Below are 24,615 nucleotides of genomic sequence, written 5' to 3' on the forward strand. Positions count from 1 at the left end.
GGGTTTGTTCAGCGCAAGCTGAACATCAAAACATGCGCCGCAGGCTCAAGCGGTTAAGGGTTTCAGGTCAGGCAAAGTCGAACACCAAAACATCCGCCGCAAGCACAAGCGGTCAAGCTCTCCCAGCACCACAAAAAAAGGACACATCATGCCCGGCTTCATCCTCCACACCGGCGCCACCGTCCTCTGCGCCCACGGCGGCCAGGCCACCCCCACCTCGCCATTCCCGCGCGTTACCGTCTCGGGCCAGCCGGTGACCACGCTCACCGCACCATGGGTGGTGGCGGGCTGCGCCATGCCGCCGCCGCCCGCTGGCAACGGCCCCTGCGTCACCGCGCAATGGCTGGTCGGCGCAACCCGCGTGCTGGCCGGGGGCCAACCCGTGCTGCTGTTCAGCGGCACCTCGCTCTGCACCCCCACCGGCACGCCGCTGATGCCCGTGGTCGCGCAAATGCGCGTTACAGGAACCTGAACCATGTCGCTCGCCTTTCCATTTCGCATCGACACTCGCGGCCGCTCCGCCGAAGTCTTTGGCGACGACCACATCCGCGACATGATCGAACAAGTGCTGTTTACCGTGCCCGGCGAACGCGTCAACCGCCCTGACTTTGGCTGCGGCCTGCTGCAACTGACCTTCGCCCCCAACAATGACGCCCTCAGCGCTGCCGTGCAGATGACCGTGCAAGGCGCGCTGCAACAATGGCTGGGCGAGCTGATCGAGGTCGAAGCCGTCAGCGTGCAATGCGACGACGCCACCCTCAACGTCACCGTGCAATACATCACCCGCATAGACCGCGATCGGCAACTGGCACGCTATGCGAGGGAGCTGGCATGAAACGCGAATTCCGCCCCGACCATGGCACGCGTCTGCAGCTGCTCAAGGACCTGCCGTCGCCCACGCTCACCGGCATTGATTACCTTGAAGTGACGAGCGCTGATCAGACCGTGCTCAAAGTGGTGCTGGTCTACCCGGCGTCACCTGATCTAAGCAAAGCGCATTGCCGCATCGATGGCGGTGTGCGCATCAGTGGCATCAAGGTCATCGATGTCAAAGTAACCGGCAACGAATTGAAAGTAACGGTCGACAAGGCCGGTGACTATTCGTGGTATCAGTTCGTCCTGCAAGACCCAGCCGCGCCCGATGACGTGCCCGCGGGCTTTACCCCACCGTTTGATCCGCTGCTGTCCAGCATCCGCTTCAGCTTCAAGGTGCAATGCCCCAACGAATTTGATTGCACCAGCGACCACGTCTGCAGCCCGGTGGTGCCGCCCGAGCCGTTGCTGGATTACCTGGCCAAGGATTACGGAAGTTTCCGCCGCCTGATGCTGGATCGCATGGGCCAGTTGATTCCCGGTTTTAACGAAACGCATCCAGCCGATTTCACCGTTGCGCTGGTGGAAATGCTGGCGCACGTCGGCGATCAGCTCAGCTATGCCCAGGATGCCGTCGGCACCGAAGCCTATCTGGGCACTGCGCGCCGCCGTACCTCGCTGCGCCGCCATGCGCGCTTGCTGGATTACGGCGTGCACGAAGGCTGCAACAGCCGCGTGTTTGTCACCTTTGATATTGCCAATAACGCCGATGGCCTGAGCCTGCCCGCCGGCACCCCCTTGTTGTCGCGCGGGGACAGCAGCGCCGCCTTTGTTGCGCGCAAAGCGCTCGAAAGCTTGCCGGATGGCAGCACCCAGGTGTTCGAAACGCTGGAAGCGATCAAGCTGCAAACCGCACAGAGCCGCATTGAAATTCACGACTGGGGCGATCCGCATTTCTGCCTGGCCAAGGGCAGCACCAGCGCCGCGCTGGTGCAGGTGGCAGTGCCTGCGCCGGCTACGCCGCCGCCGACCAAACTGGCGTTGGCGCCGGGCATGGTGCTGGTACTTGAAGAAATCTGCAGCCCCACCACCGGGATCGCTGCCGACGCCGATCCCTCGCATCGCTGCGCGGTGCGGTTAACCCGGGTGGAGGTGGGCGCGGACCCGCTGGGGGGGCAGCAATTGCTGCTGGTGAGTTGGCATAGCGACGATGCGCTGGCATTCCCCTTGTGCGTACGCGCCGAGTTTGCCGAGGGCGGCGCCACCGATGTGCGCACCATCGCCGTCGCGCGTGGCAATGTGGTGCTGGCTGACCACGGCATGACGCAAGCATGGCAGGCGCTGGTGCCCGACGCGGTGCCCGTAAGCGGCCGTTACCGCCCGCGTTTGCAAGAAACCGGCATTGCCTGGGCCGAGCCGTATAGCCAGGCCAGCGCACTGGCCGCAGGTTGGTCCGCCGCCCGCGCCTTGCAGCAAGATCCGCGTAGCGCGCTGCCTGCTGGCATGGAATTGCGGGCCGATGATGCGGCCAGCGCGGGCGACCAGGCCGCGCCCGGCGCGCTGCCGTGGGTGCCGCAACTGGATCTGCTCGGCAGCGACCGCTTTGCCCAGCAATTTGTGCTGGAAACCGAAGCCGATGGCACCGCCTGGTTGCGCTTTGGTGATGGCCGCAATGGCCAGTTGCCCGCCAGCGGTCTGCGCTTGCTGGCCAGCTATCGCCTCGGCGGCGGCATGCCGGGCAACGTGGGCGCCGACAGCATCACCCGCCTGGTCAGCGATAACGCCGCGCTGGTGCCGTATGTGCATGCAGTGCGTAATCCGCTGGCGGCCAGCGGCGGCACCGAAGCCGAGAGCGCCGATGCCATCAAGTTGTACGCGCCCGAAGCATTCCGCACCCAGCAGCGCGCGGTCACCACAGACGATTACGCCCGCGCCGCCGAGCAACATCCGCAAGTCCAACGCGCCGCCGCCCGCCTGCGCTGGACGGGCAGCTGGTACACGGTGTTTATCAGCGTCGACCGCGTGGGCGGTGTGGCCCTGGATGAGACGTTTCGGACCGATCTGCTGGCGTTTCTGGAAGGGTTTCGCCTGGCGGGCTATGACCTTGATCTGCGTGATCCGGTCTACGTGCCGCTGGATATTTCGCTGCAGATTTGCGTGTTGCCGGGCTACTTTGCCGCCTCGGTCAAAGCCACCATCCTCAAGCGCCTGGGCACCGGGCTGGATGATCGCAATCAGCCCGGCTTTTTTGATCCGGATCGCTTCAGCTTTGGCCAGGCGCTGGCTTTGTCCGCCTTGTTGGCCAGCGTGCAGGCGGTGACCGGGGTGGCGTCGATCAGCGTGCTCAAGTTCCAGCGCTGGGGCAAGGTGGCGGCGGGCGAGATTGCGGCGGGGCAGATTCTGGTGGAGCCGCTGGAAGTCTTGCGGCTGGATAACGACCCCAACTTTCCCGAAAACGGTCGGCTGACGCTGGATATGCGAGGTGGCCTGTGAGCGATACCGATTGTGGTTGCTGCAGTGGCGTGAAGGCGCTGACGCCCGTTGATGAGCTCAACCCACCGGGCCAGACCGCGCTGCTGTATCGCGTGGGCACCCAGGGGCGCTTTCTGGCCAGCCAGCGCGCCCAACTCAGCGGCCCGGCGGCCTTGCAAGGCTTGAGCACGCGCGCCAGTGATGACCCGGCGCTGGCGCTGCTCGGCGCGTGGGCGGCGGTGCTGGATGTGCTGAGTTTTTATCAGGAACGCATCATCAACGAGGGCTTTTTGCGCACCGCCACCGAGCGCCGCTCGGTGCTGGAACTGGGCCGCGAGATAGGCTACGAACTGCGCCCTGGCGTGGCGGCATCCACCTATCTGGCCTTTACGCTGGAAACCGCACCGGGCGCGCCAGCAAGCACCCGCATCGACGCTGGCACCAAGGCGCAAAGCGTGCCCGAGCAAGATCAGCAAGCGCAGGTGTTCGAGACGCTGGCGCCGTTGCAAGCGTATGCCGCGTGGAATGCGCTGGCGGTGCAGGCATGGCAGGACGCCTTGCCGCAATGGGGCGGCAGCACGCTGTATCTGCAAGGGCAAAACACCGGCCTGGCGCGCGGCGATATGGTGCTGATTGTGGGGGACGAGCGCCTGAACAACGCCGGCAGCGAAAACTGGGATATCCGGCGCGTGAGCAGCGTAAAAGTGGTGCCGCCCGCCGTGGCCTCGGCTGATCCGTTGGCGGGGTATTCGGTAGTGATGCTGGATCGACCGTTAGGCTCGGTCACGCCGCATGTGGAACCGGCGCATACCAACCCGCGTTGCTACGCCTTGCGCACGCGCGCCGCGCTGTTTGGCCAGAGCGCGCCCGACTGGCGTGCCATGCCAGCCAGCCTGCGCGCCACCTACCTGGGCATCGATACCGCGCCCGCCGGCACGCCGGCCCCCAATGTGCCGATAGCCGAACATCCGCAATGGCCCGGCTTCAGCCTCGGCGAAATCTCGGATCCGCCCGGCGATACCACGGCGGCGGGCACCGGCTTGCAGGGCACGTATTACTCGGACGACGGCGTGACGCATTTCCAGACGCAGCTGTTTGCGCGCGTAGATGCACAGCTCAATTTCAATACCGGCGCTACGCCCGCCTTGCCGTGGCCGAGTGGCGTGCCAGCCAGCAATTTCAGCGCGCGCTGGACCGGCTGGGTGCAGATGCCGCACGGCGGTAGTTTCATGTTTTTTGTGACCTCGGATGATGGTGTGCGCCTGTGGGTCAACGGCAGCTTGCTGGTCAACGCGTGGCAGTCGCAATCGCCGATTACCTATAGCGGCACCGCCAATAATCTGAGCGCGGGGCAGAAGGTGCCGATTGTGGTCGAGTACTTTCAGGGTGGCGGCCCCAGCACGCTGGTGCTGGAATGGTCCGGCCCGCTGACCGCGCGCGCGGTGATTCCGGCCAACCGCTTGTACCCCAGCGATGTGCACTCGGTGCATCTGGACGCCAGCTATCCCAAATGGGTGCCGGGCAGTTGGGCCGTGCTGGCCGTGCCGGAGTACCAGGAGCTGTATCAGATTGTTGAAAACGCCGAATCGGCGCGCACCGCGTTTACGCTGAGCAGCAAAACCAGTCGGCTGACGTTGAGCGGGGAAAACCTGGACGCGGTGTTCAACAACCGCATCCGCGATACCGCCGTGTTTGGCGAATCAGTGCCCTTGCCGTGGGCGCAGCAACCGCTGTCGGGGCTGGTGCGCGGGCATGTGCTCAAGCTGCAAAGTCTGCAAGCGGATCTGGCCGCGGGGGCGTGGTTGGCCATCAGCGGCCAGACCTTGAGCGCTGCACCGGGCAACACCGCTGCGCGTACGCGCTTGCTGGCCGGCGATGCCTTGGCGGCGGTGGAGTTCAAGCGCGATGGCGTCTCTGCCACGCTAACTTTTGCCGATGGCCAGGTGGCCGACGTGGCGCTGACGGCCGCCAGCGAAGTTCAGCAACTGCAAAGCGTGGCTGTGGCCAATGGCGTAACGCAACTGACGTTGGCGGCCGATCTGCTCTATGCCTATCTGCCGCTCAGCGTGAGCATCAATGCCAATGTGGCGCCCGCCAGCCACGGCGACAGCAAACAGATGCAAATCCAGCCCGAAGTGGTGGGTAGCGGCGATGGCGGCAGTGCCTTCCAGCGCTTTAATCTGCGCCAGGCACCGCTGACTTATATCTCGGCCAGCACCGCCGCCGGCATCGCCAGCAGCCTGCAAGTACGGGTGGATGATTTGCTCTGGCACGAGGCCGCGCATCTGGGCGAGCTAAGCCCCACTGATCGCGCTTATCTGGTGCGGCGTGGTGACGACGGGGCCGTTACTTTGCAGTTTGGCGACGGCGTCCACGGTAGCCGTTTGCCCAGTGGCCAGATGAATGTGCAGGCCACTTACCGCGTCGGCATCGGTACGCCAGGCAATCTCAAGCCTGGCCAGATCAATCTGCTGTTAAGCCGGGCGCTTGGCGTCAAGGGTGTGGTCAACCCGATTGCGGCCAGCGGCGGCACCGATCCGGAACAAGGCGAACAAGCCCGCGCCAATGCGCCGTTGACGGTGCTGGCGCTGGATCGCATCGTGTCGCTGACCGACTTCGAGAATTTTGCCGCCGCCTTTGCCGGCATAGGCAAGGCGCAAGCCGTGTGGCTGTGGAATGGCGAAGGCCGCCTGGTGCATCTGACGGTGATGGGCAGCGACGGCGCTGATATTGCGGCCGATTCGGCGCTGTATCTGAACCTGACCGCCGCCATCGATGCGGTGCGGCCAGCGGGCCAGGCTTTGCGGGTGGCCCCTGGCACGCAATTGCCGTTTGGCTTGAGTGCCGGTGTGCGCGTGCTAGCCGATTACGACAGCGCCGCGGTACTGGCCGCGATCAAAACCGCCTTGCAAACGCAGTTCGGTTTTGCCGCACGCAGTTACGGCCAATCCTTGAGTGGCAGCGAAGTGGTTGCGGCGATGCAGAACGTGACCGGGGTGCAGCGGATTGATCTGAACAGCCTGCGCCAGGGCAGCACCAGCGTGGCCGGGCCGGATGGCCGTTTGCGCGCCCGCGGCGCACATCGTGAAGGCGATGCGATCGTCGCCGCGCAATTGCTGTTGATTGACCCCACCGACATCGTGTTGACGGAGCTGAGCGTATGACGATCGATGCCGATTTTCTGTTTGCGCGCCTGCCGGCGTTTTATGCCGAACGCGATGCGGCCATGGGCGGGCCTTTGCGTGCCTTGCTCGACATCATCGCGGCGCAAGGCGATTTGCTGGACCAGGACATTGCGCGGCTCTACGACAACTGGTTTATCGAGACTTGCGACGATTGGCTGATTCCCTATATCGGCGACTTGCTCGGCGTGCGCGGGCTGTACGCGGTCAGTGGCACGCACAGCTTTGGCCAGCGCGCGCTGGTGGCCAACACGCTGCGTTTGCGGCGGCGCAAAGGCACGGTGCCGGTGCTGGAAGAACTGGCCTTTGATTGCACCGGCTGGCGCGCGCGGGCGGTGGAGTTTTTTCAGCTGTTGGGCACCACGCAATATCTGAATCACACCCGCTTGCAAAATCTGCGCACGCCCGATATCCGCAATGCGCTGCCACTGGAACGCATCGACGGGCCGTTTGACTCGGCGGCACATAGTGTCGAGGTGCGGCCGCTTTCGGCCGGGCGTTACAACTTGCCCAATATCGGCCTGTATTTGTGGCGCCTGCAGGCCTATGCGCTGCAACGGATTGCCGCAGCGCCAGCGGTGGGCGCTGCCGGGCGCTATTACTTTGATGCCCTGCGCTACGGCCCGGCCGACAACGCCACCGTAGCGCAAGGCCAGCTCTATAACCGGCCGCAAACCGAGGCCAATATCACGCAGCTGGCTCAGCCGGTGAGCGTGCCCGAGCCCTTGTCGCGCCGGGTGCTGCATGCCGAGCTGACGGCCTTGCGCCAGGCGTTGGCCGATGGGCAAACGCTGACGCGCAGCTACTTTGATCCAGAACAGCCGGTGCTGCGCATCTGGCGCGATGGGGTGGAAGTGCCGGCAGAATGGCTGGTGGTGTGCGACCTGGCCTTGCTCAGCAAAGCCAGTTCCGCCGATCCGGATGATTGGCAGCGGCCGCCCGCGCAACTGACGGTGACGCGGGCTGATGGCAGCACGCAGCAATTTCCGGAAGCGGCCGCAGTGGCGGCGGGGCAGTTTGCCATTGGCTTTGACCCGGTGCTGGGCCGCGTGGCTTTGCCCAGTGGCAAAAGTGCGACCCGGATTGAAGTGTCGTACGCCTATGGTTTTCCTGGCGATGTCGGTGCCGGGCCGTATGACCGTCGCCCCGGGGTGGGCGAAGACGATGCGACGCTGGGCTTGCTTGATCCTGCCCGCTTTCAGGTGGTGTGGCATGTGCCGGGCGATCACGCCAGCCTGAGCGCCGCCCTGACCGCGCTGGCCAGTGGCAGCCGCACGCTGATTTATCTGCACGACGACGCGGTCGATCATACCGAGGCGCTGACGCCCGACCTGGACATACCCGATACCTGGCTGGCGATCGAAGCCGACAACGGGCGGCGTCCGGTGCTGTATGGCGACTGGAAACTGAAAGGCAATGCCAGTACCCATCTGACGCTGTCGGGCATTTTGCTGGACGGCAAACTCACGCTGGAAGGTGCACTCGACCAGATCGACTTGCGCCATTGCACGCTGGTACCCGGGCGCGGCGGCATCAGCCATGGCGGCAGCAGCGGCAGCAATGTGCAGATCACGCTCAACGCCTGCATTTGTGGTGCCATCCAGGCCAATAAAGCGCTGGGTGGGGTGAGCGCCAGTTACTCGATCATCGATGGCCTGGGCGGGGTGGCTTTTGCGCTGCCCGATACCGCGCTCAGCCTGGACCGCTGCACCGTGTTTGGCACCACCGTGGCCACGCAACTGGCGGCGGGCAACAGTCTGTTTACCGACACGCTGGATATCTTGCGCAAGCAGGATGGCTGCGTGCGTTTCTGCTATATCCCGCTCGGCTCCAAAACACCCAGCCGCTATCGCTGCCAGCCCGATCTGGTCAAGCAAGGCCTGAGCAATGCCGCCGCGCTGGTGGAAAGCATCCGCGTTACGCCCGCGTTCACTTCAACCAGTTATGGACATGCCGCCTATACGCAGTTGCGGCTGGCCACCGCATCCGAGATCCGTACCGGGGCGGAGGATGGCGCCGAAATGGGCGTGTGGAATTTGCTGCAGCAACCACAGCGCGAGGCCAATCTGAGCCAGGCGCTGGATGAATATCTGCGTTTTGGCCTGGAAGCCGGCGTGATCTACGTGAACTGATTGCAATCGGGCCACACTCTGCCTTGGGACGAACACCATGAAAGCTGATCTGACACGCTCTACCGACCAACCGGCGCAGCACTATCGCAGCGTGCGGATGCAACAAGGCCGGGTGCAACTGGACGCCGACTGGAACGAACAGAACGCCATTACAAGTCGCCGTCTGGAGACCGAAACGCGCGATACCCTGGGCGCGCTGGCGGTGCCGCTGGCGCTGGACGGGTTTGAACTGGTCGGCACCGCCGGCAATATCAGTATCAGCCCCGGTCGTATTTATCTGGACGGCTTGCTCTGCGAAAACAGCGCCCCCGCCACCTTGATCAAGCAGCCCGGCCTGCCTGGCAATGTCTCGCCCATCCTCGTGGCCAGTAGCAACCATCTGGCCTTGCCGCCGGCAGGCGCCGCCGCGCTGGGCAGTATCCAGAATTACGGCAGCGGCGGCGCACTCACCGCACCGGCGGATGGGGTTTATGTGGCGTATATCGAAGCCTGGTTACGCCATATCACTGCGCTGGAAGACCCGCTGATTCGCGAGGTGGCGCTGGGCGGGCCCGATTCGGCGACGCGCGATCAACTGGTTTGGCAAATCAAATTGCTCGGCCTCGGCGCCAGCGCCGCGCCGCCCACTTGCGCCAGCGCTTTACCAGCGTGGGACGCGCTGATCAAAGCCCCCGCTGGCACGCTGGGCGCGCGCGCCGAGCCCGGTGCCACCAGCACCGACCTGTGTCTGCTCACGCCCGAGGCGGGCTATCGCAGCCTGGAAAACCAGTTGTATCGCGTGGAAATTCATGACGATGGCAGCAGCGGGGGCAAGGCACGCTTCAAGTGGTCGCGCGACAACGGCTGCATCGTCAGCACGGTGGTGCGCTGGCTGAATGACCCTACCGCCAATGAATTTGAAGTGGCCAGCATCGGCCGCGATGCTTATCTGAGTATCAGCGCTGGCTGCTGGGTGGAATTTTTTGACGACACGCACGAGTTGCTCGGCCTGGCCGGCACCCTGGTCAAAGTGACGCGTACGGCGGGCAATGTGGTTACCGTGGATTTGACCAGCGCCACCGGCGCGCTGGACCAGGGCCTGTTTGCCAGTAATCCGCGCGTACGGCGCTGGGATGATCTGGTCGAGCTGAAAGCGCAGACGGCGGCGGCCGCGTACAACGACGGCTGGACCGCGCTGGAAAACGGCGTGCAGGTGCGGCTGGTGGAGGGCGGCTTCCGGGTGGGCGATTACTGGACCATTCCGGCGCGCACCGCCACCTCCGACGTGCAATGGCCCAAGGACGCCAGCGGGCACGCCGTGTTCCAGCTGCCGGAAGGGCCGTTGCGCGCCTTTGGCAAGCTGGCGCTGTTCAGTTGCACCGCGGGCACCTGGGCCAGGCTGGACGATTGCCGCGCGCTGTTTCCTGCGCTCAGTCAGTTGACCAATCTGTTTTATGTGGGCGGTGATGGCCAGAGCGGTTTGCCTGATCCTTTGAATACCGGCACGGCGGTGCCGCTGCTCAAGCCACTGGAAGTGGCGGTGTTCAACGGGCAGTTTCCGGTGGCGAATGCGGCGGTGCGCTTTAGTGTCACTGAAGGCAGTGTGACTGGTGGTGGCCTGACCGCAACGGCCACCACCAATAGCGACGGCATTGCCAGCACGCAATGGTCGCTGGCCAATTCGGCCAATCTGACGCAAACCTGCGTCGCCACCTTGCTGGCCTCGGGCGCGCCCGTCGCGGGCAAATACAACCAGATCCACTTTAATGCGCAGTTAGCCGTCGCGGCCCAAGTGGCGTATGACCCGGCTAAATGCCCGGATATGACCGCCGCCAAAATCAACACGGTACAAGCCGCCATCGATGCGCTGTGCGCCAAAGGCGGCGGTGGCGGCGGCGGCTGCTGCGTCACGGTAGGATTAGGCGGGCAATATGGCGATCTGCAGGTGGCGCTGAATGAACTGAGCAAGCCTGGCAGCGATGTCTGCCTGTGCTTGCTGCCCGGCCTGCATGTACTGAGCAAACCGGTGGCGCTGACCGGGGATAACAAAACCCATCTGGCCATCCACGGCATTGGCCCGGGCTCGCAATTGCAGATGGATGCGCTGGGTATGCAATTTAGCGGCTACGCCTCGGTCGGGCTGGAAGATTTTGACGCAAGCTGCAGTGGCGATGGTGTGCCGTGGACCTTTGTCGATTGCGACCAGGTGCGGCTGGAGCAGGTGAGCGTAAACGGCGTCAAATCGAGCGCCAGTGCCCTGATCAGCGTAGCGGGGGCGTCGCAGATCACTGTGCAAGGCTGCAACTTGCGCCCGTGGCAAAGCAGCGGCTACGCGTTGATCGATATCATGCTGGGCAAAATGCCTTTGCTGGAAGCGTTCAAGGCAACGGTCGCTGATAACAAACCGTGGCTGCCGGTGACCGCCGAGATGGTCAAGCCGCTGCAAGATATCGCACTGGATGCCAACAACCAGTCACCGGCGCTGCAGAGCCAGATTAACGAGACCATCCGCGCGGATCATGCGGTGGTGCCGCTCAAGGTGATCGGTGCATTGAACGAGCTGAGCACCGCCTTGTTCTTGCGCAGTTCGCTCGGCGTGCCAGCCCCCACTGAGTTGCTGATCAAGGCGGTGGATTTTCTGCGCTACGCGGTGTTTGTTTCGCAAGCCGGCGTGGCACTGGCGCTGCTGGATGGGCTAGCCAATGTCTTGCTGGCGGATAGCGACATTGCGGGCTCGGTGGTGTTGTATGGCGATACGGTGGGTGGTGCCAACAGCATGGCTCAGGTGCTCAACCAATACGACAAACTGATGCGTGCGGGTTCGCTCTCGTGGTTGCCGGCGCGCGGTCTGTTGCGGCTGCGCAATTGCCGCGTCTGGCAAATGGCGCTGAGCGCGGATTTTCTGGCCAATAGCAAACACGTGCTGGAACAAACGCATCAGGTGGCGGATACCTTCCGCAGCATGAGCGTCACCGACAATGTCTTTGCCGGAGCCGCCTGCCAGTTTTGTGCGTGGAACGTGGCGCTGACCACCAATCTGCTGGAGCCACTCAGTAGCAATCTGGGCCAGGTGGTGGCCAGTCAGGGCAAATATCTGGGCAACCTGGCCGCGTACTCCATCAGTGTGCAAGCGGTGGGGCATAACCCGGAAGCGTTTGCCAATGGCGCACTGAATATAACGTCCTGACCGCGCGGCTGCGTGTGGCAGAATAAGCGCCGCCAGCGTCGCGGAATGGTACACGCACGACGCCAGTCGTCCCTTGCGTGCAAGGGTGCAGGCTTCGATCCCTGCCGCTGGCCGCGTACCCGCATCGACATAAAAAACGCGAGGCCCGCAGGCCCCGCGCGTTTGATGTGGGCGTATGCCTCAGGCCATGCGCAGCACATCAGGCGCTTGCGCCGCCTTGCGCCGACGCAGACGCGCCAGCACGCCCACGCAACCCAGACCCATCAAGGCCCAGGTTTCGGGCTCCGGCACTGGCGTGGTGGGTAATACCAGGAAATCAAATTCGCTATAACCGGTGTTGTCAGTCAACACCTGGCCCGGCGTCTGCACGGCAATCAGGTAATTGGTGTTCAAGGTCAGCCCGGTAATCCCGTTGCTGCTGGTCCAGTCATTTGTGACCAGGTTAGCGCCGAGTACATAACTGGAGCCGACGGTATTGCCAAAGCCGCCATAAGTCGTGATCAGGGAGTTATCCGAAAAACTGACGTTGTCATTGGCCGCGCCCGCTGCGCTATAGGTGTGCGAACCGGTGAGGGTGGGTTGTTCGGCTGTTGCCGCGATGGGCGAGGCATCCAGCGAGATATCGGCATAGCTGGCCGAGACCAGGCTGTAACCGGCGGCAATGCTGATGCTCAGTTGCACGCTGTCGGAGAAGGTATTGCCGCTAAAGTCTGCGTGCGTCAGCACCAGCGAGCCCGATGAATTGGTGCTGAGATCCTGGTCGGTGAAGTTGGCGTCGGTGTTGAAGTCACTGGCCGTCAGCGTAATGGTGTAGCCGGTGCCTTGATAAACTTCGCTGATGCTGGCCATCGCCGGACTGGCAGCCAGCGCGGCAAGCAATGTTAGTAGTAGGGGACGCATGTTTTTGGTGCTCCGGAAAGGTAATGAGGCACCACTAACTTTAGATTACAAAAAAAGAAATGTTTGTGACACGAGCGGTAATTTTGTATCAACCGACATCTGGTTACACATTTGTCCAGCTTGCACCTACAGCCGCGTCGGCATTGGGCTGGCGGCCGTAAGCACGGACCATCACCAAACTGACGCGCTTTGATCCAGCGCAAAAAATGCCACCGGCATGAATGCCAGAATAGGCATTTTCTTAGGGCTGCCTACATGCTGATAGTCTGGGACGACTCCCTCTCGGTCGGGATCGAAGAAATCGACGAGCAGCACAAAGTGCTGGTCAGTCTGCTGAATGACTTGCACGACGCCATCCGCAGCCACCACGGCCGCGAAGTGGTCGAAGCCACCTTGACCCAACTGGCCGACTACACCCGCATCCACTTCACCGTGGAAGAAAGCCTGATGCGCATCATGGGCTATCCCGATTACGACGCGCATAAAGCCCAGCACGAAGCGCTGATCGAGCAATTGCATGGCTTTCAGCAGCGCGTGGCCGAAGGGCAGGCGGTGACGTTTGAGCTGCTGCATTTCTTGCGCAACTGGCTGACCCACCATATCCAGGAAGGCGACGCACGCTATACCGATTTCTTTCTGGCGCGCGGCGTGCAACCGCGCCTGCACAAACGCAGTTGGCTGGCGCGCTTGCTGCAATAAGGCTGGCGCCAGACAGCGAGCACGGCTGTGGCACCGCGCGGCGCTGGCGCCACAGCCCGCTGTTGGTTTAGACCAGGCCCATGGCCTGGCTGAACATGCCGACCAGGCTGCGCGGCGTATCGGGGCCAAACAGTGCCTGCACCAGTTCTTCCGCCTCGCGCGCAACTTCGGCACTGCGGCTGAACATATCGCTTTCGTAGGCGGCCAGCGCGGCTTCTACATCGTCCAGGCTGGCGATCAGCGCCCGTGCCAGTTCGGCCCCGTCGTACAGCGCCAGATTGGCGCCTTCGCCCGACGGCACCATCAAATGCGCCGCATCGCCCAGCAAGGTCACGCCGGGTACGCGCGACCAGCGATGGAGCACGGGCAGGGTGTAAGCGGGGCGCAGTACCGGGGTGTGTACGCTGTCGGTGATCAAGGCGGTCAGCGCCGGTGCCCAGTCCTTGAATTCGGCGGCGAGCCAGTTGCGTACGCCGGGGCCATCCGCTGTTGCAAGCTGGGTAAACCAGGACTCGGGTCGCTGCAATGCGATATAGGCGTGCAAAATATTGCCCGGCTCACGATGAGCAAGAATGCCTTTGCCGGGCGCCAGCGCAAACAGCGAGCCCCGACCCGCCGCTGCGGCCGTGGCAGCATGACGCTGCTCGACGTCGTCCAGCCGGGTTTCGACAAAGGTGAGCCCGGAGTACACCGGCTGCTGGGTCGAGAGCAAGGGCCGCACTTTCGACCAGGCCCCATCCGCCCCCACCAGCAAATCGGTGGTCGCACTGGCGCCATGCGCAAAACGCAGCGCATGGCGGCCGCCCGGCAAAGACTCGATCGCCACCAGCTTGTGGCCCCAGCGCACGCAACCCTCGGGCAGGGAATCTAGCAAGATCTGCCGCAAATCCCCGCGCAAGATTTCCGGCCGCCCGCCGCTACCGTCATCGGCCTGTTCAAACAGCACGGTGCCCTGCGCGTCCAGCACGCGCGTGGCTTGGCCGCCGGCATGGATTTTTGCGGTAAACGCGTCATACACACCGGCCGCCTTGAGCGCGATCTGGCCATTGAAATCATGGATGTCGAGCAAGCCGCCCTGGGTTCGCGCTTCAGGCGACGCATCCGCTTCGTAGATGGTGCTGGCGATACCGTGCACATGCAGCACCCGGGCCAGCGTCAGGCCGCCGAGGCCGGCGCCGATAATTGCAATGGAAGTACTCATTATTGATCCTTGTCGCGTCGACGTTGCCCACCACAGGCGGCATTGCTGTTGTGGAACGTCATTCCATTACTATTCTTGGAACGTTGTTCTAGTTGTGTCAAGATGCGCCATGGAAAAAACCCCACGCTCCTCCGCCAAACGCGATGCATCGCTCTCGCGGGAACGCATCATCGAAGCCGCCATCGACTTGCTGGATCGGCACGGTGAAAGCGGCCTGACCTTCCGCGCCCTGGCCGAACAGCTGGCCACTGGCGCGGGCGCCCTGTACTGGCATATCGCCAACAAGAGCGATCTGCTCACCGCCGCGTGTGATGGCGTGATTGCGCGCACGCTGTATGCCGCGCCGGTGGGTGCGGATCCGGCCGCGCATATCCGTGCAGTGGCGTCCGGCCTGTTTGACGCCATCGACGCCCATCCCTGGGTGGGTTCCGCGCTGGCGCAAGCGCCGGGCCAACTGCCGGGCGTGCGCATTCTGGAACGGCTGGGCCAGCAGGTCAGCGCCATGGGCGTGCCGCCCGCGGCGCATTGGGTGGTGACTTGCACGCTGCTCAATTACATCTTTGGCGTGGGCGGCCAGAACGCGGCCAACGCCCAGCAGGCCGAGGCGCAACAGCACGATCGCACGCATTTTCTGGATGCAATGGCGACCACCTGGTCGCAGCTGGACGCCGTCGAATTTCCGTTTACCCGCAGCGTGGCAGCGCAGCTGCGCAACCACGACGACCGCGCCGATTTTCTCAGCGGACTGGAACTCATCCTGGCGGGCATACGCAGCATGGCGGCGCAACCTGCCCACAAGGACTAGTCTGCGCTAGACCGTTTTTCGCGCCACGGCGGCCCCACTGACTAATACCGGGCGCCGCTGCCGCCACCTAGCATCGTTGCATTCGCGCTGCGGCTGATCAGCGCACGCAAGATGCTCACAGGGGTAGGCATATGTGCCTTACCCGACCGCTTCTACGCCCAGCGTTGGCCAACGGCCATGACGCGGTGGGTAATGCAACGGGCAACGGGACCGCGATCGTTGAGCACCGGGCAAACCAGTGCGCTCGGCGCACCCTGTGAACTGCAACAACTGGTCACATTCCCGTCACTCACTCCGGAGCAAAGCCATGCCTGCCATGCCAGGGCCGTCCCCCGTGCCCGCTCTCATCCGCCCACCGGCGCTGACCGATGCATTTGGACGGCGTATCGATTACTTGCGCGTTTCGGTCACGGATCGCTGCGACCTGCGCTGTTCTTACTGCATGCCGCGTGGCTTTAGCGGTTTTGAAGAACCCGCCAACTGGCTGAGTTTCGAACAGATCGAGCGTGTGGTCGGCGCTTTTGTCCGGCTTGGTGTGGGGCGCGTACGTTTGACCGGTGGCGAGCCACTGCTGCGGCGCAATCTGCCCGAGCTGGCGGCGCGGCTTAAAGCCTTGCCCGGCTTGAATGACCTGTCTTTATCCACTAATGCCACGCAACTGGCGCGCCATGCGCTGGCTTTGCGCCAGGCGGGCGTGGATCGGCTCAATATCAGCCTCGATAGTCTGGATAGCGCCTGTAACGCCCGCATCACCGGCCGTTCAACGCTCGATACCGTGCTGCGCGGCATTGATAGCGCGGTGGCCGCCGGGTTTGCCCCGATCAAGTTGAATATGGTGGCCATGAAGGGCGTGAATGAGCACGAAATTGAACGCATGGCTGAGTTTGCCCTGGCGCAGCGCCTGGTCCTGCGTTTGATAGAGGCCATGCCGATGGGCGATACCGGTCGCAGCGCGCAGTTTCTTGACCTGCAGCCGGTGCGCGAGCGCCTGATTCGTCGCTTCGATCTGCACGCCGTGGCGCAGGAGTTGGGGGGAGGCCCGGCGCGTTACTGGATGACGCCGGATGGCGCAGGCCAGATCGGTTTTATCACCGCGTTATCACAATGCTTTTGTGCCAGTTGCAATCGGGTGCGGTTAGGGGTGGAGGGCACGCTGTATCTGTGTCTGGGCCAAAGCGCGACATTCGACTTCGCGCCTTTGTTGCGTGATAACGTGTCCGATGCCGAGCTGGACGCGGCCATCCATCAGGCGATTGCGCTAAAGCCGGAGAACCATGATTTCAACGCCGCGCCGCACCAGGTCATGCGTTTTATGTCGCAAACCGGCGGCTGAAAGCGCAAGCGGCCGCGCCATATCGTCCCGATAGCGCGGGCGCGCCGTCCGGCGCGTTTTCTGGCGCGGTAACGCAATGCTTTGCGAACGGACAATAAAACCGGGCGCCAGCGCCGCTATGCTGGCAGACCTTCGCGCCACAGATTGCGCCCACGCCCGGTTGGACCAGACTCCTCGCATGCTCACGCCGCCTCACCTCATGCCCGCATCCCGCGCTGCGCCGCGCCGTCGACCGCTGTCGGCACGGGTATTGGCTGTCTTGCTGAGCGCACTGGTGGTGGGGCTGGCTGCCATCTGCTTTACCTTGTATCTGTCGCGACAGCTGGAAGGCGCGGGGGCGGCTATCAACACCGCCGGTAGTTTGCGCATGCGCAGCTATCATGTGGCGCTGTTGTTGCAGCAGTACCTTAATGCGCCAGACCCCGCGCACATCGCCGCGCTGCGCGCAGAACACCAGCAATTCCAGCAGACCTTGCACCTGCTGCGTGCGGGAGACCCGGCGCGCCCGCTGTATTTGCCAGCAACCCCGGGCGTACGGCAGCAGTTTGAGCGGATCGATGCCGACTACCAGCGCTGGTCCACGCGCTGGATCGTGCCGGTGCTCAATGGGCACCCCGTGCCGCAGGATGGTGATTTTGCAGCCGAGCTGGAGCCCTTTGTTGAGCGGGTTAACCAACTGGTTTTGTCCATCGAACAATTCAGTGCGCGGCGCACCCTGTGGCTGCGTGTGTCGCAAATGTTTTTGATCGCGCTGGCCATCGTCGGTGCGCTGACGCAAATCTATCTGATGTTTCTGCTTATTTTCCGGCCACTGGCGCGCTTGCGTGACGGCATTGCCCGCATGGCAGCGCAGGACTTTACCGTGCGGCTGCCGGTGGAAACGCGCGATGAGTTTGGCGAAGTACAGCAAAGCTTTAACCATATGGCCGACCGCCTTGCCGATGCCTACGGCACGCTGGAGCGGCGCGTGCTCGACAAAACCGCCGCCTTGCATGCGCAGAATCGCGAGCTGTCCTTGTTGTATGAGGTGGTCGCTTTTGTATATCGCCCGCAAACCGCGCACGCGCTGTGCCGTGGTGTGCTGGAACGATTGTTGAGCGGATTCGATGCCGCTGCCGGCAGCGTGCGCGTACTTGATCCTTTGCAACACAGCGCATGGCTGGCCAGCAGCATCGGCCTGCCGGATGCCTTGCGCGATGCCGAACGGTGTCGGCATCCGCAAGACTGCCATTGCGGTGCGGCGCAAGGCGGCCAGCCCATCAGCGTGTATATGCGCTTTAACCCGGTACAGCCGCAATTGCCCTGTGCCGAAGCCGGCTTTGCTCAGGTGTATGCCGTGCCGGTGGCAGCAGGGGGCACCGAGCTGGGCCTGATTACGCTGCATTTTGCCCAGCAGCGCGCGCTACCGGAACGCGAGAAACAACTGCTCAGCACGCTGGGGCAGCATCTGGGTATCGCCCTGGAAAACCTGCGCCTGGCCGCGCGGGAACGCGAGCTGGCGGTCTCGGAAGAACGTAATTTGATGGCACAAGGCTTGCACGACAGCATCGCCCAGGGCCTGACGTTTCTGAATCTGCAAGTGCAGATGCTGGACGACTCGCTGCAGCGGGGCGCGCTGCATGAGGCCCAGGCCGCTGTCCCGCTGTTGCGCGCCGGGGTGACCGAAAGTTACGAAGATGTGCGCGAACTGCTGCTCAACTTTCGCACGCGCTTGCAGGCGGGCGATCTGGTCAGCACCTTGCGCACGGTGCTCGATAAGTTTCGGCAGCAAACCGGCATCGCCAGCACGCTGACACTGAGCGGGCAGGGCCGCCCCTTGTTGGCCGACGCGCAGTTGCAGCTGCTGTTTATCGTGCAGGAAGCACTCTCGAATGTGCGCAAGCACGCCCATGCCACGGCGGTAGAGGTGCGCTTGCATAACGACAGTCCGCTGCGCCTGGTGGTCAAGGACAACGGCCGCGGCCTGAGCCCGGCACGGCGGGGCGAACCCGCTGCGCACCACGTCGGCCTGCATATCATGCAGGAACGGGCCGAGCGGCTGGGCGCGCAACTGGATGTATTCAACGACGCTGGCGTAACGGTGGCGCTGACCCTGCCCGGCAGCAGTGCCGCCCCAACCCCTGCGCCGCTCCCGGAAGCGTATCGGCATGACTGAAGCGATCCGCATTTTGCTGGTGGATGATCACACCTTGTTTCGTAGCGGCATGCGCTTGTTGCTCGGCCGCCACCCCGATCTGAGCGTGGTGGGCGAGGCCGGGGATGGCGCGGAGGCCATCAAACTGGCGCATGGCTTGCAGCCCGACGTGGTACTGCTTGATCTGAACATGCCGGGCCTGTCCGGCGTGGAGGCGCTCAAGCTGATGTTACAAGCCACGCCCACGCTGGCCGTGCTGATGCTGACTGTGTCTGAAGACGCTAACGACCTGGCCACCGCCTTGCGTGCGGGCGCCTGTGGCTATTTGCTGAAGAATATCGATGCCGATTACCTGATCAACGCCATCCACCGTGCACATGCCGGGGAGGCCGTGGTGGCGCAGGCGATGACGGCCAAGCTGGTGCAGCAATTACGCGTCAACCCGGCGCCAGGCGTCGCGCTGCGCGGCGACGAAAAACTCACGCCGCGCGAACGCGAAATCCTGTCCTGTCTGGCCCTGGGCGCCAGCAACAAGCTGATCGCTCGCCGTTTTGATCTGGCCGAAAGCACCATCAAGATTCACGTGCAGAACATCCTGAAGAAACTGGGTTTGAGCAGCCGGGTACAGGCTGCGGTGTATGCGGTGGAACATGGTTTGACGGCGGGCGATGCCAGCTCGCCACCGCTTCAGACATCCAGATAGATCGGATCCACATCCAGACAAAGATCAGGTTTGACATCGGCGCGCACCGGGATGGGCTGTGCCGCAAATTCGGCGCGGCTGGATGCCAGTTGCTGTTGCAAGGGCCGCAAGGAGCGCAAGAAGGCCGCGCTGGGTTTGGCCAGATGGGTATACAGCTGCGCCTGCAGTTCCACATAGGCGCGCTGGTTGGCGACGTTTTTCCAGGCGCAGGATTTGTCATGGTCGGCCGGGTCGCTCTGGTTTTCCACCAGCACAAAATGTGCGTTCTGCTCCAGCACCAGCAGGCGCTGCGTATATTTGAGCGCCTTGACCTGGTTGTCATCCAGCCGCGGTCCGGCGTGGGCGAGCACGGGCAGAGCAAGGGCAAGGGCGGTGTATATCTGACGTGGCAGCATGATGGTCTCGGCGGTTGATCGGGCTATCCGCTAGTAGTTGCACCACGCGGCTTACCTGAAACCTAGACCAATCCACGCCATCCCGATGCCGCAGCGCGACTTGCTGCGTCGCGATCTGCATATCATGGCGGTGAGCGACGCGCTGCCCTATTCATGCGGCGGGCCACCAATGCCAGCCCTGATCCGCGCGGCGCAGTTCAAACCGCCGCAAGGGCGGAATCTGGATGCGGGCAAAAGCGTGCGCAGGCGCTTGCAGCGCGTGGAGCAGCGCGGCGCGGATTACCGCCGGATGGGTCAGCGCGACGATATCAGCCGCTTCCGGCTCCAGCCCGTCCAGCCATGTCCCGACCCGGCTCAGCACATCGCCAAAGCAATCGCCACCGCCAGCCCGTGCGTCCGGGTCGCGTAGCCATGCCGCCAGGGCTGTGGGCTCGCGCTGCGCGACCTCGCCCAGGCTTAGACCGCGCCAGCGGCCATAGTCGGCGTCGGCCAGGGCGGGTTCGATGTGCACCGCGTGTGGCAATACCGCGGCGGTGGCCACGGCCAGTGCGGACGGCGCGCACACCACGCGGGCTGCGGCGGGCACCCACTCGATCAGGCCACTGGCGCGCGTCTCGCGCAGGCCGCGTTCGTCCAGCGGCTCATCGGCCGGAAAACAAGCAGTGCGGACGGCGGCGCTGGCGGCAAGGCTGAACAGGTGCAAACGCGTGGACATAAGGCGGTTCCGGACAAGGTGAAAGCGGCGCGTTGCCGTGTGAAAAGAATTCAGTTCCGATAAGTTTCGCGCGCCATTAGAATGCCCGCAAAATCAAAAGGCAAACGTCTTTCGTATCACTACAATGACGTGATGTTTACCCAGCTTGCAATTCAGGAGAGATTTATGAGCGAAGCCATCCTCAATCCGGCCGTGGTCGAGCCCACCCCGATTCCGCTGGGCGCCTGGCTGCCCTGGGCCGTGTTTGGCGGCCTGCTGGCCTTGTTAGCGCTGTATTTTGTCGGCAGCGAGCAAGGTGCCACGGCGCTGTTCCAGGGCACCTATATTCACGAGTTTGTGCACGACGGTCGCCATTTGCTCGGCTTTCCCTGCCACTAAGCCGAGGACATCATGGTCGGTCAATTATTGCTGCGCGGCATGCTCGCGGGCGTGGTCGCAGGCTTGCTGACGTTTGGCTTTGCGCGTGTTGCGGGCGAACCGCAAGTCAACCAGGCCATCGCGTTTGAAGAAGCGCACGCGCACTCACATCATCACGACGGCGAAGCCGATGAACCGGAACTGGTTAGCCGCGCAACCCAGGCCGGCGTCGGTTTGCTCACCGGCGTGGTGACGTATGGCGCGGCCTTTGGCGGTTTGTTTGCGCTGACCTTTGCTTTGATTTACGGCCGCGGCAGCAAATTGCAGGCGCGGCCACTGGCGGCGTGGATGGCGCTGGCTGGGTTTGTTGCGCTCACCATCGTGCCCAATCTCAAATATCCCGCCAATCCGCCAGCGGTAGGCGATCCCGACACCATCGGCATGCGCACCGCCTTGTTCTTTGCGCTGATCGCGATTTCGCTGGCGGCCATGGTGACGGCGCTCAGCGTGCGCAAGGCGCTGGCCCAGGCCTTGGGCTGGTGGAATGCCTCGCTGCTGGCAGGGCTGTTATTCGTTGTGATCATCGGCGTGGCGCAGGCGCTGCTGCCCGATTTCAACGAAGTACCCGCGGCTTTCCCGGCCGTGCTGCTGTGGAAATTCCGGATTGCTGCACTGGGCATGCAGGCCCTGATGTGGACCACGCTGGGCTTGCTGTTTGGCGTTTTGGCTGAGCAGAAAATGCGCGAATTGCGCGCGCCAGCGGTGGCGCATTAACCGTCTGCGCGTAGATCAGAACGGGCCCGATCCAGCTGGATCGGGCCCGTTTTTTTATGGGCAATGACAGCGCAGGATTTCAGCCCGCATACAGGGTCGAATCGGCAAAATCAGTCGCATCCAGCACGCGTCCGACCAGAATCAGCGCAGTACGCTCGATATCGCTTGCTGCAATCTGGTCAACGATGGTGCTCAGCGTACCGACTACCCGCGTTTCGTCCGGCCAACTGGCGCGGTAGACCACCGCAATCGTGCCAGCCGCGCCGTAGTGCGGTAACAACTCTTGCACGATGGCGGCCAGGTGGCGCACGCCCAGGTGGATGGCCAGCGTGGCCTGATGCCGCGCCAGGTCGCCCAACTGCTCGCCTGGTGGCAGTTTTGATTTGCTGCCGTAACGGGTCAGGATCAGCGTTTGCGAGACGCCCGGCAGCGTTAGTTCCACGCCCAGCGTTGCGGCGCAGGCGGCAGTAGCGGTGACGCCGGGGATGATCTGGTAGGGGATATCCAGCGCTTTGAGGCGGCGGATTTGCTCGCCGATGGCGCCATACAAGGCCGGATCGCCTGAATGCACGCGCGCCACGTCTTCGCCCCGCGCATGCGCCGCAGCCAGCAGATCTATGATGGCGTCCAGCGTCAGCTCGGCGGTGTTGACCACTTGATGCGCTTGATGACCCGCAAGGATTTCGGCCGGCACCAGCGAGCCGGCGTACAGAATCACCGGGCAACTGCGTACCAGGCGCTGGCCTTTGACGGTGATCAGATCGGGGTCGCCGGGGCCGGCGCCAATAAAGTAAACAGTCATGCGGAATGCTCGTTCAGAAATTCAGTCAACGCCTGGCGGGCGCCCGGCACATCAACAAACTCGCGCTCGGCCGGGGGCAGGGCCGGCCGACGGCTCATCAGCACTGGCAAACCCAGTTCGCGTGCCGCTTGGAGCTTGGCTTCGGTGGCGCTGCCGCCGCTGTTTTTGCTGACGATGACGTCAATGCCATGCGCCTGTAGCAGGGCGCGTTCGCCTGCCAGCGTAAATGGTCCGCGTACGGCGAGGATGTCGGCGCGCGCGGTGCCGGGATGGGGGTCGAGGCAGCGCACCCACCAGTGCTGGTGCGGCGGGATGTCGTGTAGATGGGCCAGCGGCTCGCGGCCCGAGGTAAACAGCGGTCGGCGAAAGCGCGCCAGCGCCTGCATCAGCTCGGCCCAGGTGTCCACTTCACGCCAGTCATCGCCGGGGCCGGGCTGCCACGGCGCGCGCCGCAAGGCCCAATACGGCGTTTGTGTTTGCGCGCACGCCGCCGCCGCATTGGCGCTGATCTGGGCGGCATAGGGATGTGTTGCATCGAACACCAGGCCGATGGCGTGGCTGGCGATCAATGCCGCCATGCCAGCGGCGCCGCCAAAGCCGCCGACGCGCACCCGGCACGGCAAATCCTGCGGCACGCGGCCCAGCCCGGCCAGGCTGTAGAGGGTGCGCGGGTCCAGTTGGCGCGCCAGTTGCAAGGCGTCGCCGGTGCCACCCAGCAAAAGGATATTCATGCGGTCACATCCGGGTGCGGCTTGTGCACTTCGTACAGCAGTAGCGGCAAAGCGGGCCGCCAGGTATCAAAGCCGCCGAGCGGGTGCGCCTGTGCCAGGGCAAGCCGGGTGACGCTACCGCCATGCTGTTCCCGCCACGCCAGCAGCGCCGCTTCGGCTTGCAGCGTGACGGCATTGGCGACCAGCCGCCCGCCCGGTTTGAGCGCCTGCCAGCACGCGGCCAACACGCCAGCACCACTGCCGCCGCCACCAATAAAAATCGCGTCGGGCGCGGCCAGCCCGGCCAGGGCCGCTGGCGCATGGCCACACACCAGTTTCAGTGCAGGCACGCCGAGCTGCTCACGATTGTGCGCGATCAAAGCCTGGCGGCCCGGGTCGGCTTCGATGGCGATGGCGGCGCAACTGGCGTGGCTGCGCATCCACTCGATGCCGATCGAACCACAGCCCGCGCCCACGTCCCATAGCAATTCGCCGGGCCGCGGCGCCAGGCGCGCCAGCGCGATCGCGCGGGCATCACGCTTGGTCAGTTGGCCATCATGGCGATAGGCCTCGTCGGGCAGGCCCGGCGTCAGCGGCAAGCTGCGCGCGTCGCCTTCTGCGATCAGTTCGACCGCAACCAGATTGAGTTTGGCGGTGCAGGCCAGCGACCAGTCCGCCGCCTGGGCATCGATACGGCGTTCCTGCGCTGCGCCCAGTTGTTCCAGCACGGTCATGCGGCTGGGGCCAAAGCCGAGCGCGTGCAGATGACGCGCGATGGCGGCCGGGGTATGGCCGTCGGCGCTCAACAGCAATAAACGCTGCCCGGCGTACAGATTGCGATTGAGGCTGGCGAGGGGTTGCGTCAGCAGCGAGAGCACCGTGCAATGCTGCAGCGGCCAACCCAGCCGGGCCGCTGCCAGCGCCACGGAAGAGGGCGCCGAGATAATCCGCATCTCGTCGGCGGCGACGTGTTGCGCCAGGCTGGCGCCCACGCCATAAAACATCGGATCGCCGCTGGCCAGCACACACAGCGCAGTGCCGCGCCGCGCCAGCACGGGCGCCAGATCAAACGGCGTCGGCCAGCTCAGCCGTTGCGCGGGCAAACGCGATGGCAACAAGGCCAGCTGGCGCTCGGACCCGATGATCAGCTCGGCCTGCCATAAAGCGCGGCGGGCACTGCGCGGCAGTTCGACGTAGCCGTCAGCACCGATGCCCACCACGGTTAACCACGCACTCATGCCTTGTTTTTCCTTGTTTTGCGGCGCCGGGCTGGCGGCACTGCGATGACGTGACATACAAAATTGCATAACATAGCAAGCCAG

General features: G+C 63.8%; 20 protein-coding genes. 13 read left to right on the forward strand and 7 right to left on the reverse strand.

The features are described from left to right. Nucleotides 1-148 precede the first annotated feature (148 nt). The 6 genes from ACYQ1A_RS00005 to ACYQ1A_RS00030 are packed head-to-tail and all read left to right on the forward strand — an operon-like array spanning nucleotide 149 to nucleotide 11,765. Nucleotides 149-472 (forward strand): hypothetical protein, encoded by a 324-nt coding sequence (locus ACYQ1A_RS00005; RefSeq protein ID WP_499359138.1) that lies wholly within the window; start codon nucleotides 149-151, stop codon nucleotides 470-472. A gap of 3 nt (nucleotides 473-475) precedes the next feature. Beyond that, nucleotides 476-835 carry a GPW/gp25 family protein gene (locus ACYQ1A_RS00010; protein WP_499359139.1) on the forward strand — a complete coding sequence of 120 codons (360 nt, stop codon included), beginning with the start codon at nucleotides 476-478 and terminating at the stop codon, nucleotides 833-835. Then, nucleotides 832-3,306 carry a putative baseplate assembly protein gene (locus ACYQ1A_RS00015; RefSeq protein WP_499359140.1) on the forward strand — a complete coding sequence of 825 codons (2,475 nt, stop codon included), beginning with the start codon at nucleotides 832-834 and terminating at the stop codon, nucleotides 3,304-3,306. The genes ACYQ1A_RS00010 and ACYQ1A_RS00015 overlap by 4 nt, the downstream gene beginning before the upstream one ends. Further along, the gene (locus tag ACYQ1A_RS00020) at nucleotides 3,303-6,449 is read left to right on the forward strand and encodes a putative baseplate assembly protein (protein WP_499359142.1); all 3,147 of its coding nucleotides are present in this window, start codon (nucleotides 3,303-3,305) and stop codon (nucleotides 6,447-6,449) included. The genes ACYQ1A_RS00015 and ACYQ1A_RS00020 overlap by 4 nt, the downstream gene beginning before the upstream one ends. Further along, a complete protein-coding gene (locus tag ACYQ1A_RS00025) occupies nucleotides 6,446-8,599 on the forward strand; it encodes a hypothetical protein (protein WP_499359143.1) in 2,154 nt (717 codons plus the stop codon). The genes ACYQ1A_RS00020 and ACYQ1A_RS00025 overlap by 4 nt, the downstream gene beginning before the upstream one ends. A gap of 37 nt (nucleotides 8,600-8,636) precedes the next feature. Beyond that, nucleotides 8,637-11,765 carry a DUF6519 domain-containing protein gene (locus ACYQ1A_RS00030; RefSeq protein ID WP_499359145.1) on the forward strand — a complete coding sequence of 1,043 codons (3,129 nt, stop codon included), beginning with the start codon at nucleotides 8,637-8,639 and terminating at the stop codon, nucleotides 11,763-11,765. Between the two features lie 180 nt (nucleotides 11,766-11,945). Here ACYQ1A_RS00030 and ACYQ1A_RS00035 read toward each other — a convergent pair whose 3' ends face one another. After that, nucleotides 11,946-12,665, reverse strand: coding sequence for a PEP-CTERM sorting domain-containing protein (locus tag ACYQ1A_RS00035; protein WP_499359147.1), 720 nt, complete (start codon nucleotides 12,663-12,665; stop codon nucleotides 11,946-11,948). Nucleotides 12,666-12,920: 255 nt separating this feature from the next. On the opposite strand from ACYQ1A_RS00035, the gene ACYQ1A_RS00040 reads away from it, so the two are divergent. After that, nucleotides 12,921-13,364: a bacteriohemerythrin gene (locus ACYQ1A_RS00040; RefSeq protein ID WP_499359149.1), complete on the forward strand. Its 444-nt coding sequence runs from the start codon at nucleotides 12,921-12,923 to the stop codon at nucleotides 13,362-13,364. Nucleotides 13,365-13,431: 67 nt separating this feature from the next. Here ACYQ1A_RS00040 and ACYQ1A_RS00045 read toward each other — a convergent pair whose 3' ends face one another. Continuing rightward, complete coding sequence (locus ACYQ1A_RS00045; protein WP_499359150.1) at nucleotides 13,432-14,565, reverse strand: FAD-dependent oxidoreductase; 1,134 nt, start codon at nucleotides 14,563-14,565, stop codon at nucleotides 13,432-13,434. Between the two features lie 109 nt (nucleotides 14,566-14,674). Here ACYQ1A_RS00045 and ACYQ1A_RS00050 point away from each other — a divergent pair, with 109 nt between their 5' ends. From ACYQ1A_RS00050 to ACYQ1A_RS00065, 4 genes are all read left to right on the forward strand, one after another. Beyond that, nucleotides 14,675-15,370 carry a TetR/AcrR family transcriptional regulator gene (locus ACYQ1A_RS00050; protein WP_499359152.1) on the forward strand — a complete coding sequence of 232 codons (696 nt, stop codon included), beginning with the start codon at nucleotides 14,675-14,677 and terminating at the stop codon, nucleotides 15,368-15,370. Nucleotides 15,371-15,686: 316 nt separating this feature from the next. Continuing rightward, nucleotides 15,687-16,703, forward strand: coding sequence for a GTP 3',8-cyclase MoaA (moaA, locus tag ACYQ1A_RS00055; protein ID WP_499359888.1), 1,017 nt, complete (start codon nucleotides 15,687-15,689; stop codon nucleotides 16,701-16,703). Between the two features lie 199 nt (nucleotides 16,704-16,902). Beyond that, complete coding sequence (locus ACYQ1A_RS00060) at nucleotides 16,903-18,858, forward strand: type IV pili methyl-accepting chemotaxis transducer N-terminal domain-containing protein (protein ID WP_499359154.1); 1,956 nt, start codon at nucleotides 16,903-16,905, stop codon at nucleotides 18,856-18,858. Next, complete coding sequence (locus ACYQ1A_RS00065; protein ID WP_062225066.1) at nucleotides 18,851-19,540, forward strand: response regulator; 690 nt, start codon at nucleotides 18,851-18,853, stop codon at nucleotides 19,538-19,540. The genes ACYQ1A_RS00060 and ACYQ1A_RS00065 overlap by 8 nt, the downstream gene beginning before the upstream one ends. On the opposite strand, the gene ACYQ1A_RS00070 is transcribed toward ACYQ1A_RS00065, so the two are convergent. Continuing rightward, nucleotides 19,525-19,935: a hypothetical protein gene (locus ACYQ1A_RS00070; protein WP_499359157.1), complete on the reverse strand. Its 411-nt coding sequence runs from the start codon at nucleotides 19,933-19,935 to the stop codon at nucleotides 19,525-19,527. The genes ACYQ1A_RS00065 and ACYQ1A_RS00070 overlap by 16 nt on opposite strands. A gap of 151 nt (nucleotides 19,936-20,086) precedes the next feature. After that, entirely contained in the window at nucleotides 20,087-20,650 is a 564-nt protein-coding gene (locus ACYQ1A_RS00075; RefSeq protein ID WP_499359158.1) for a histidine phosphatase family protein, read from the reverse strand. A gap of 165 nt (nucleotides 20,651-20,815) precedes the next feature. Between ACYQ1A_RS00075 and ACYQ1A_RS00080 the strand changes: the two genes are divergently transcribed. Both ACYQ1A_RS00080 and ACYQ1A_RS00085 read left to right on the forward strand, forming a co-directional pair. Next, nucleotides 20,816-21,028: a CbtB domain-containing protein gene (locus tag ACYQ1A_RS00080; RefSeq protein WP_062225576.1), complete on the forward strand. Its 213-nt coding sequence runs from the start codon at nucleotides 20,816-20,818 to the stop codon at nucleotides 21,026-21,028. A 12-nt stretch (nucleotides 21,029-21,040) separates the two neighbouring features. Then, nucleotides 21,041-21,781, forward strand: a complete 741-nt coding sequence (locus ACYQ1A_RS00085; protein WP_499359161.1) for a CbtA family protein — start codon at nucleotides 21,041-21,043, stop codon at nucleotides 21,779-21,781. 79 nt (nucleotides 21,782-21,860) lie between these two features. Here the strand turns inward: ACYQ1A_RS00085 and cobM are convergent, their stop codons facing one another. Genes cobM through cbiE form a run of 3 tightly spaced genes read right to left on the reverse strand, consistent with a single transcriptional unit; the run spans nucleotide 21,861 to nucleotide 24,588 of the window. Further along, the gene (gene cobM, locus ACYQ1A_RS00090) at nucleotides 21,861-22,583 is read right to left on the reverse strand and encodes a precorrin-4 C(11)-methyltransferase (protein WP_499359162.1); all 723 of its coding nucleotides are present in this window, start codon (nucleotides 22,581-22,583) and stop codon (nucleotides 21,861-21,863) included. After that, the gene (locus ACYQ1A_RS00095) at nucleotides 22,580-23,314 is read right to left on the reverse strand and encodes a cobalt-precorrin-6A reductase (protein ID WP_499359163.1); all 735 of its coding nucleotides are present in this window, start codon (nucleotides 23,312-23,314) and stop codon (nucleotides 22,580-22,582) included. Before ACYQ1A_RS00095 ends, cobM begins: the two co-directional genes overlap by 4 nt. After that, complete coding sequence (gene cbiE / locus ACYQ1A_RS00100) at nucleotides 23,311-24,588, reverse strand: precorrin-6y C5,15-methyltransferase (decarboxylating) subunit CbiE (protein ID WP_499359164.1); 1,278 nt, start codon at nucleotides 24,586-24,588, stop codon at nucleotides 23,311-23,313. Before cbiE ends, ACYQ1A_RS00095 begins: the two co-directional genes overlap by 4 nt. Nucleotides 24,589-24,615 lie beyond the last annotated feature (27 nt).

The sequence above is a fragment of the Silvimonas sp. JCM 19000 genome, from assembly GCF_054652575.1.

Coding starts and splice junctions, on each gene's coding strand:
- ACYQ1A_RS00005 (WP_499359138.1), top strand. CDS start 149: ATGCCCGGCTTCATCCTCCACACCGGCGCCACCGTCCTCTGCGCCCAC.
- ACYQ1A_RS00010 (WP_499359139.1), top strand. CDS start 476: ATGTCGCTCGCCTTTCCATTTCGCATCGACACTCGCGGCCGCTCCGCC.
- ACYQ1A_RS00015 (WP_499359140.1), top strand. CDS start 832: ATGAAACGCGAATTCCGCCCCGACCATGGCACGCGTCTGCAGCTGCTC.
- ACYQ1A_RS00025 (WP_499359143.1), top strand. CDS start 6,446: ATGACGATCGATGCCGATTTTCTGTTTGCGCGCCTGCCGGCGTTTTAT.
- ACYQ1A_RS00030 (WP_499359145.1), top strand. CDS start 8,637: ATGAAAGCTGATCTGACACGCTCTACCGACCAACCGGCGCAGCACTAT.
- ACYQ1A_RS00035 (WP_499359147.1), bottom strand. CDS start 12,665: ATGCGTCCCCTACTACTAACATTGCTTGCCGCGCTGGCTGCCAGTCCG.
- ACYQ1A_RS00040 (WP_499359149.1), top strand. CDS start 12,921: ATGCTGATAGTCTGGGACGACTCCCTCTCGGTCGGGATCGAAGAAATC.
- ACYQ1A_RS00045 (WP_499359150.1), bottom strand. CDS start 14,565: ATGAGTACTTCCATTGCAATTATCGGCGCCGGCCTCGGCGGCCTGACG.
- ACYQ1A_RS00050 (WP_499359152.1), top strand. CDS start 14,675: ATGGAAAAAACCCCACGCTCCTCCGCCAAACGCGATGCATCGCTCTCG.
- moaA (WP_499359888.1), top strand. CDS start 15,687: ATGCCAGGGCCGTCCCCCGTGCCCGCTCTCATCCGCCCACCGGCGCTG.
- ACYQ1A_RS00060 (WP_499359154.1), top strand. CDS start 16,903: ATGCCCGCATCCCGCGCTGCGCCGCGCCGTCGACCGCTGTCGGCACGG.
- ACYQ1A_RS00065 (WP_062225066.1), top strand. CDS start 18,851: ATGACTGAAGCGATCCGCATTTTGCTGGTGGATGATCACACCTTGTTT.
- ACYQ1A_RS00070 (WP_499359157.1), bottom strand. CDS start 19,935: ATGCTGCCACGTCAGATATACACCGCCCTTGCCCTTGCTCTGCCCGTG.
- ACYQ1A_RS00075 (WP_499359158.1), bottom strand. CDS start 20,650: ATGTCCACGCGTTTGCACCTGTTCAGCCTTGCCGCCAGCGCCGCCGTC.
- ACYQ1A_RS00080 (WP_062225576.1), top strand. CDS start 20,816: ATGAGCGAAGCCATCCTCAATCCGGCCGTGGTCGAGCCCACCCCGATT.
- ACYQ1A_RS00085 (WP_499359161.1), top strand. CDS start 21,041: ATGGTCGGTCAATTATTGCTGCGCGGCATGCTCGCGGGCGTGGTCGCA.
- cobM (WP_499359162.1), bottom strand. CDS start 22,583: ATGACTGTTTACTTTATTGGCGCCGGCCCCGGCGACCCCGATCTGATC.
- ACYQ1A_RS00095 (WP_499359163.1), bottom strand. CDS start 23,314: ATGAATATCCTTTTGCTGGGTGGCACCGGCGACGCCTTGCAACTGGCG.
- cbiE (WP_499359164.1), bottom strand. CDS start 24,588: ATGTCACGTCATCGCAGTGCCGCCAGCCCGGCGCCGCAAAACAAGGAA.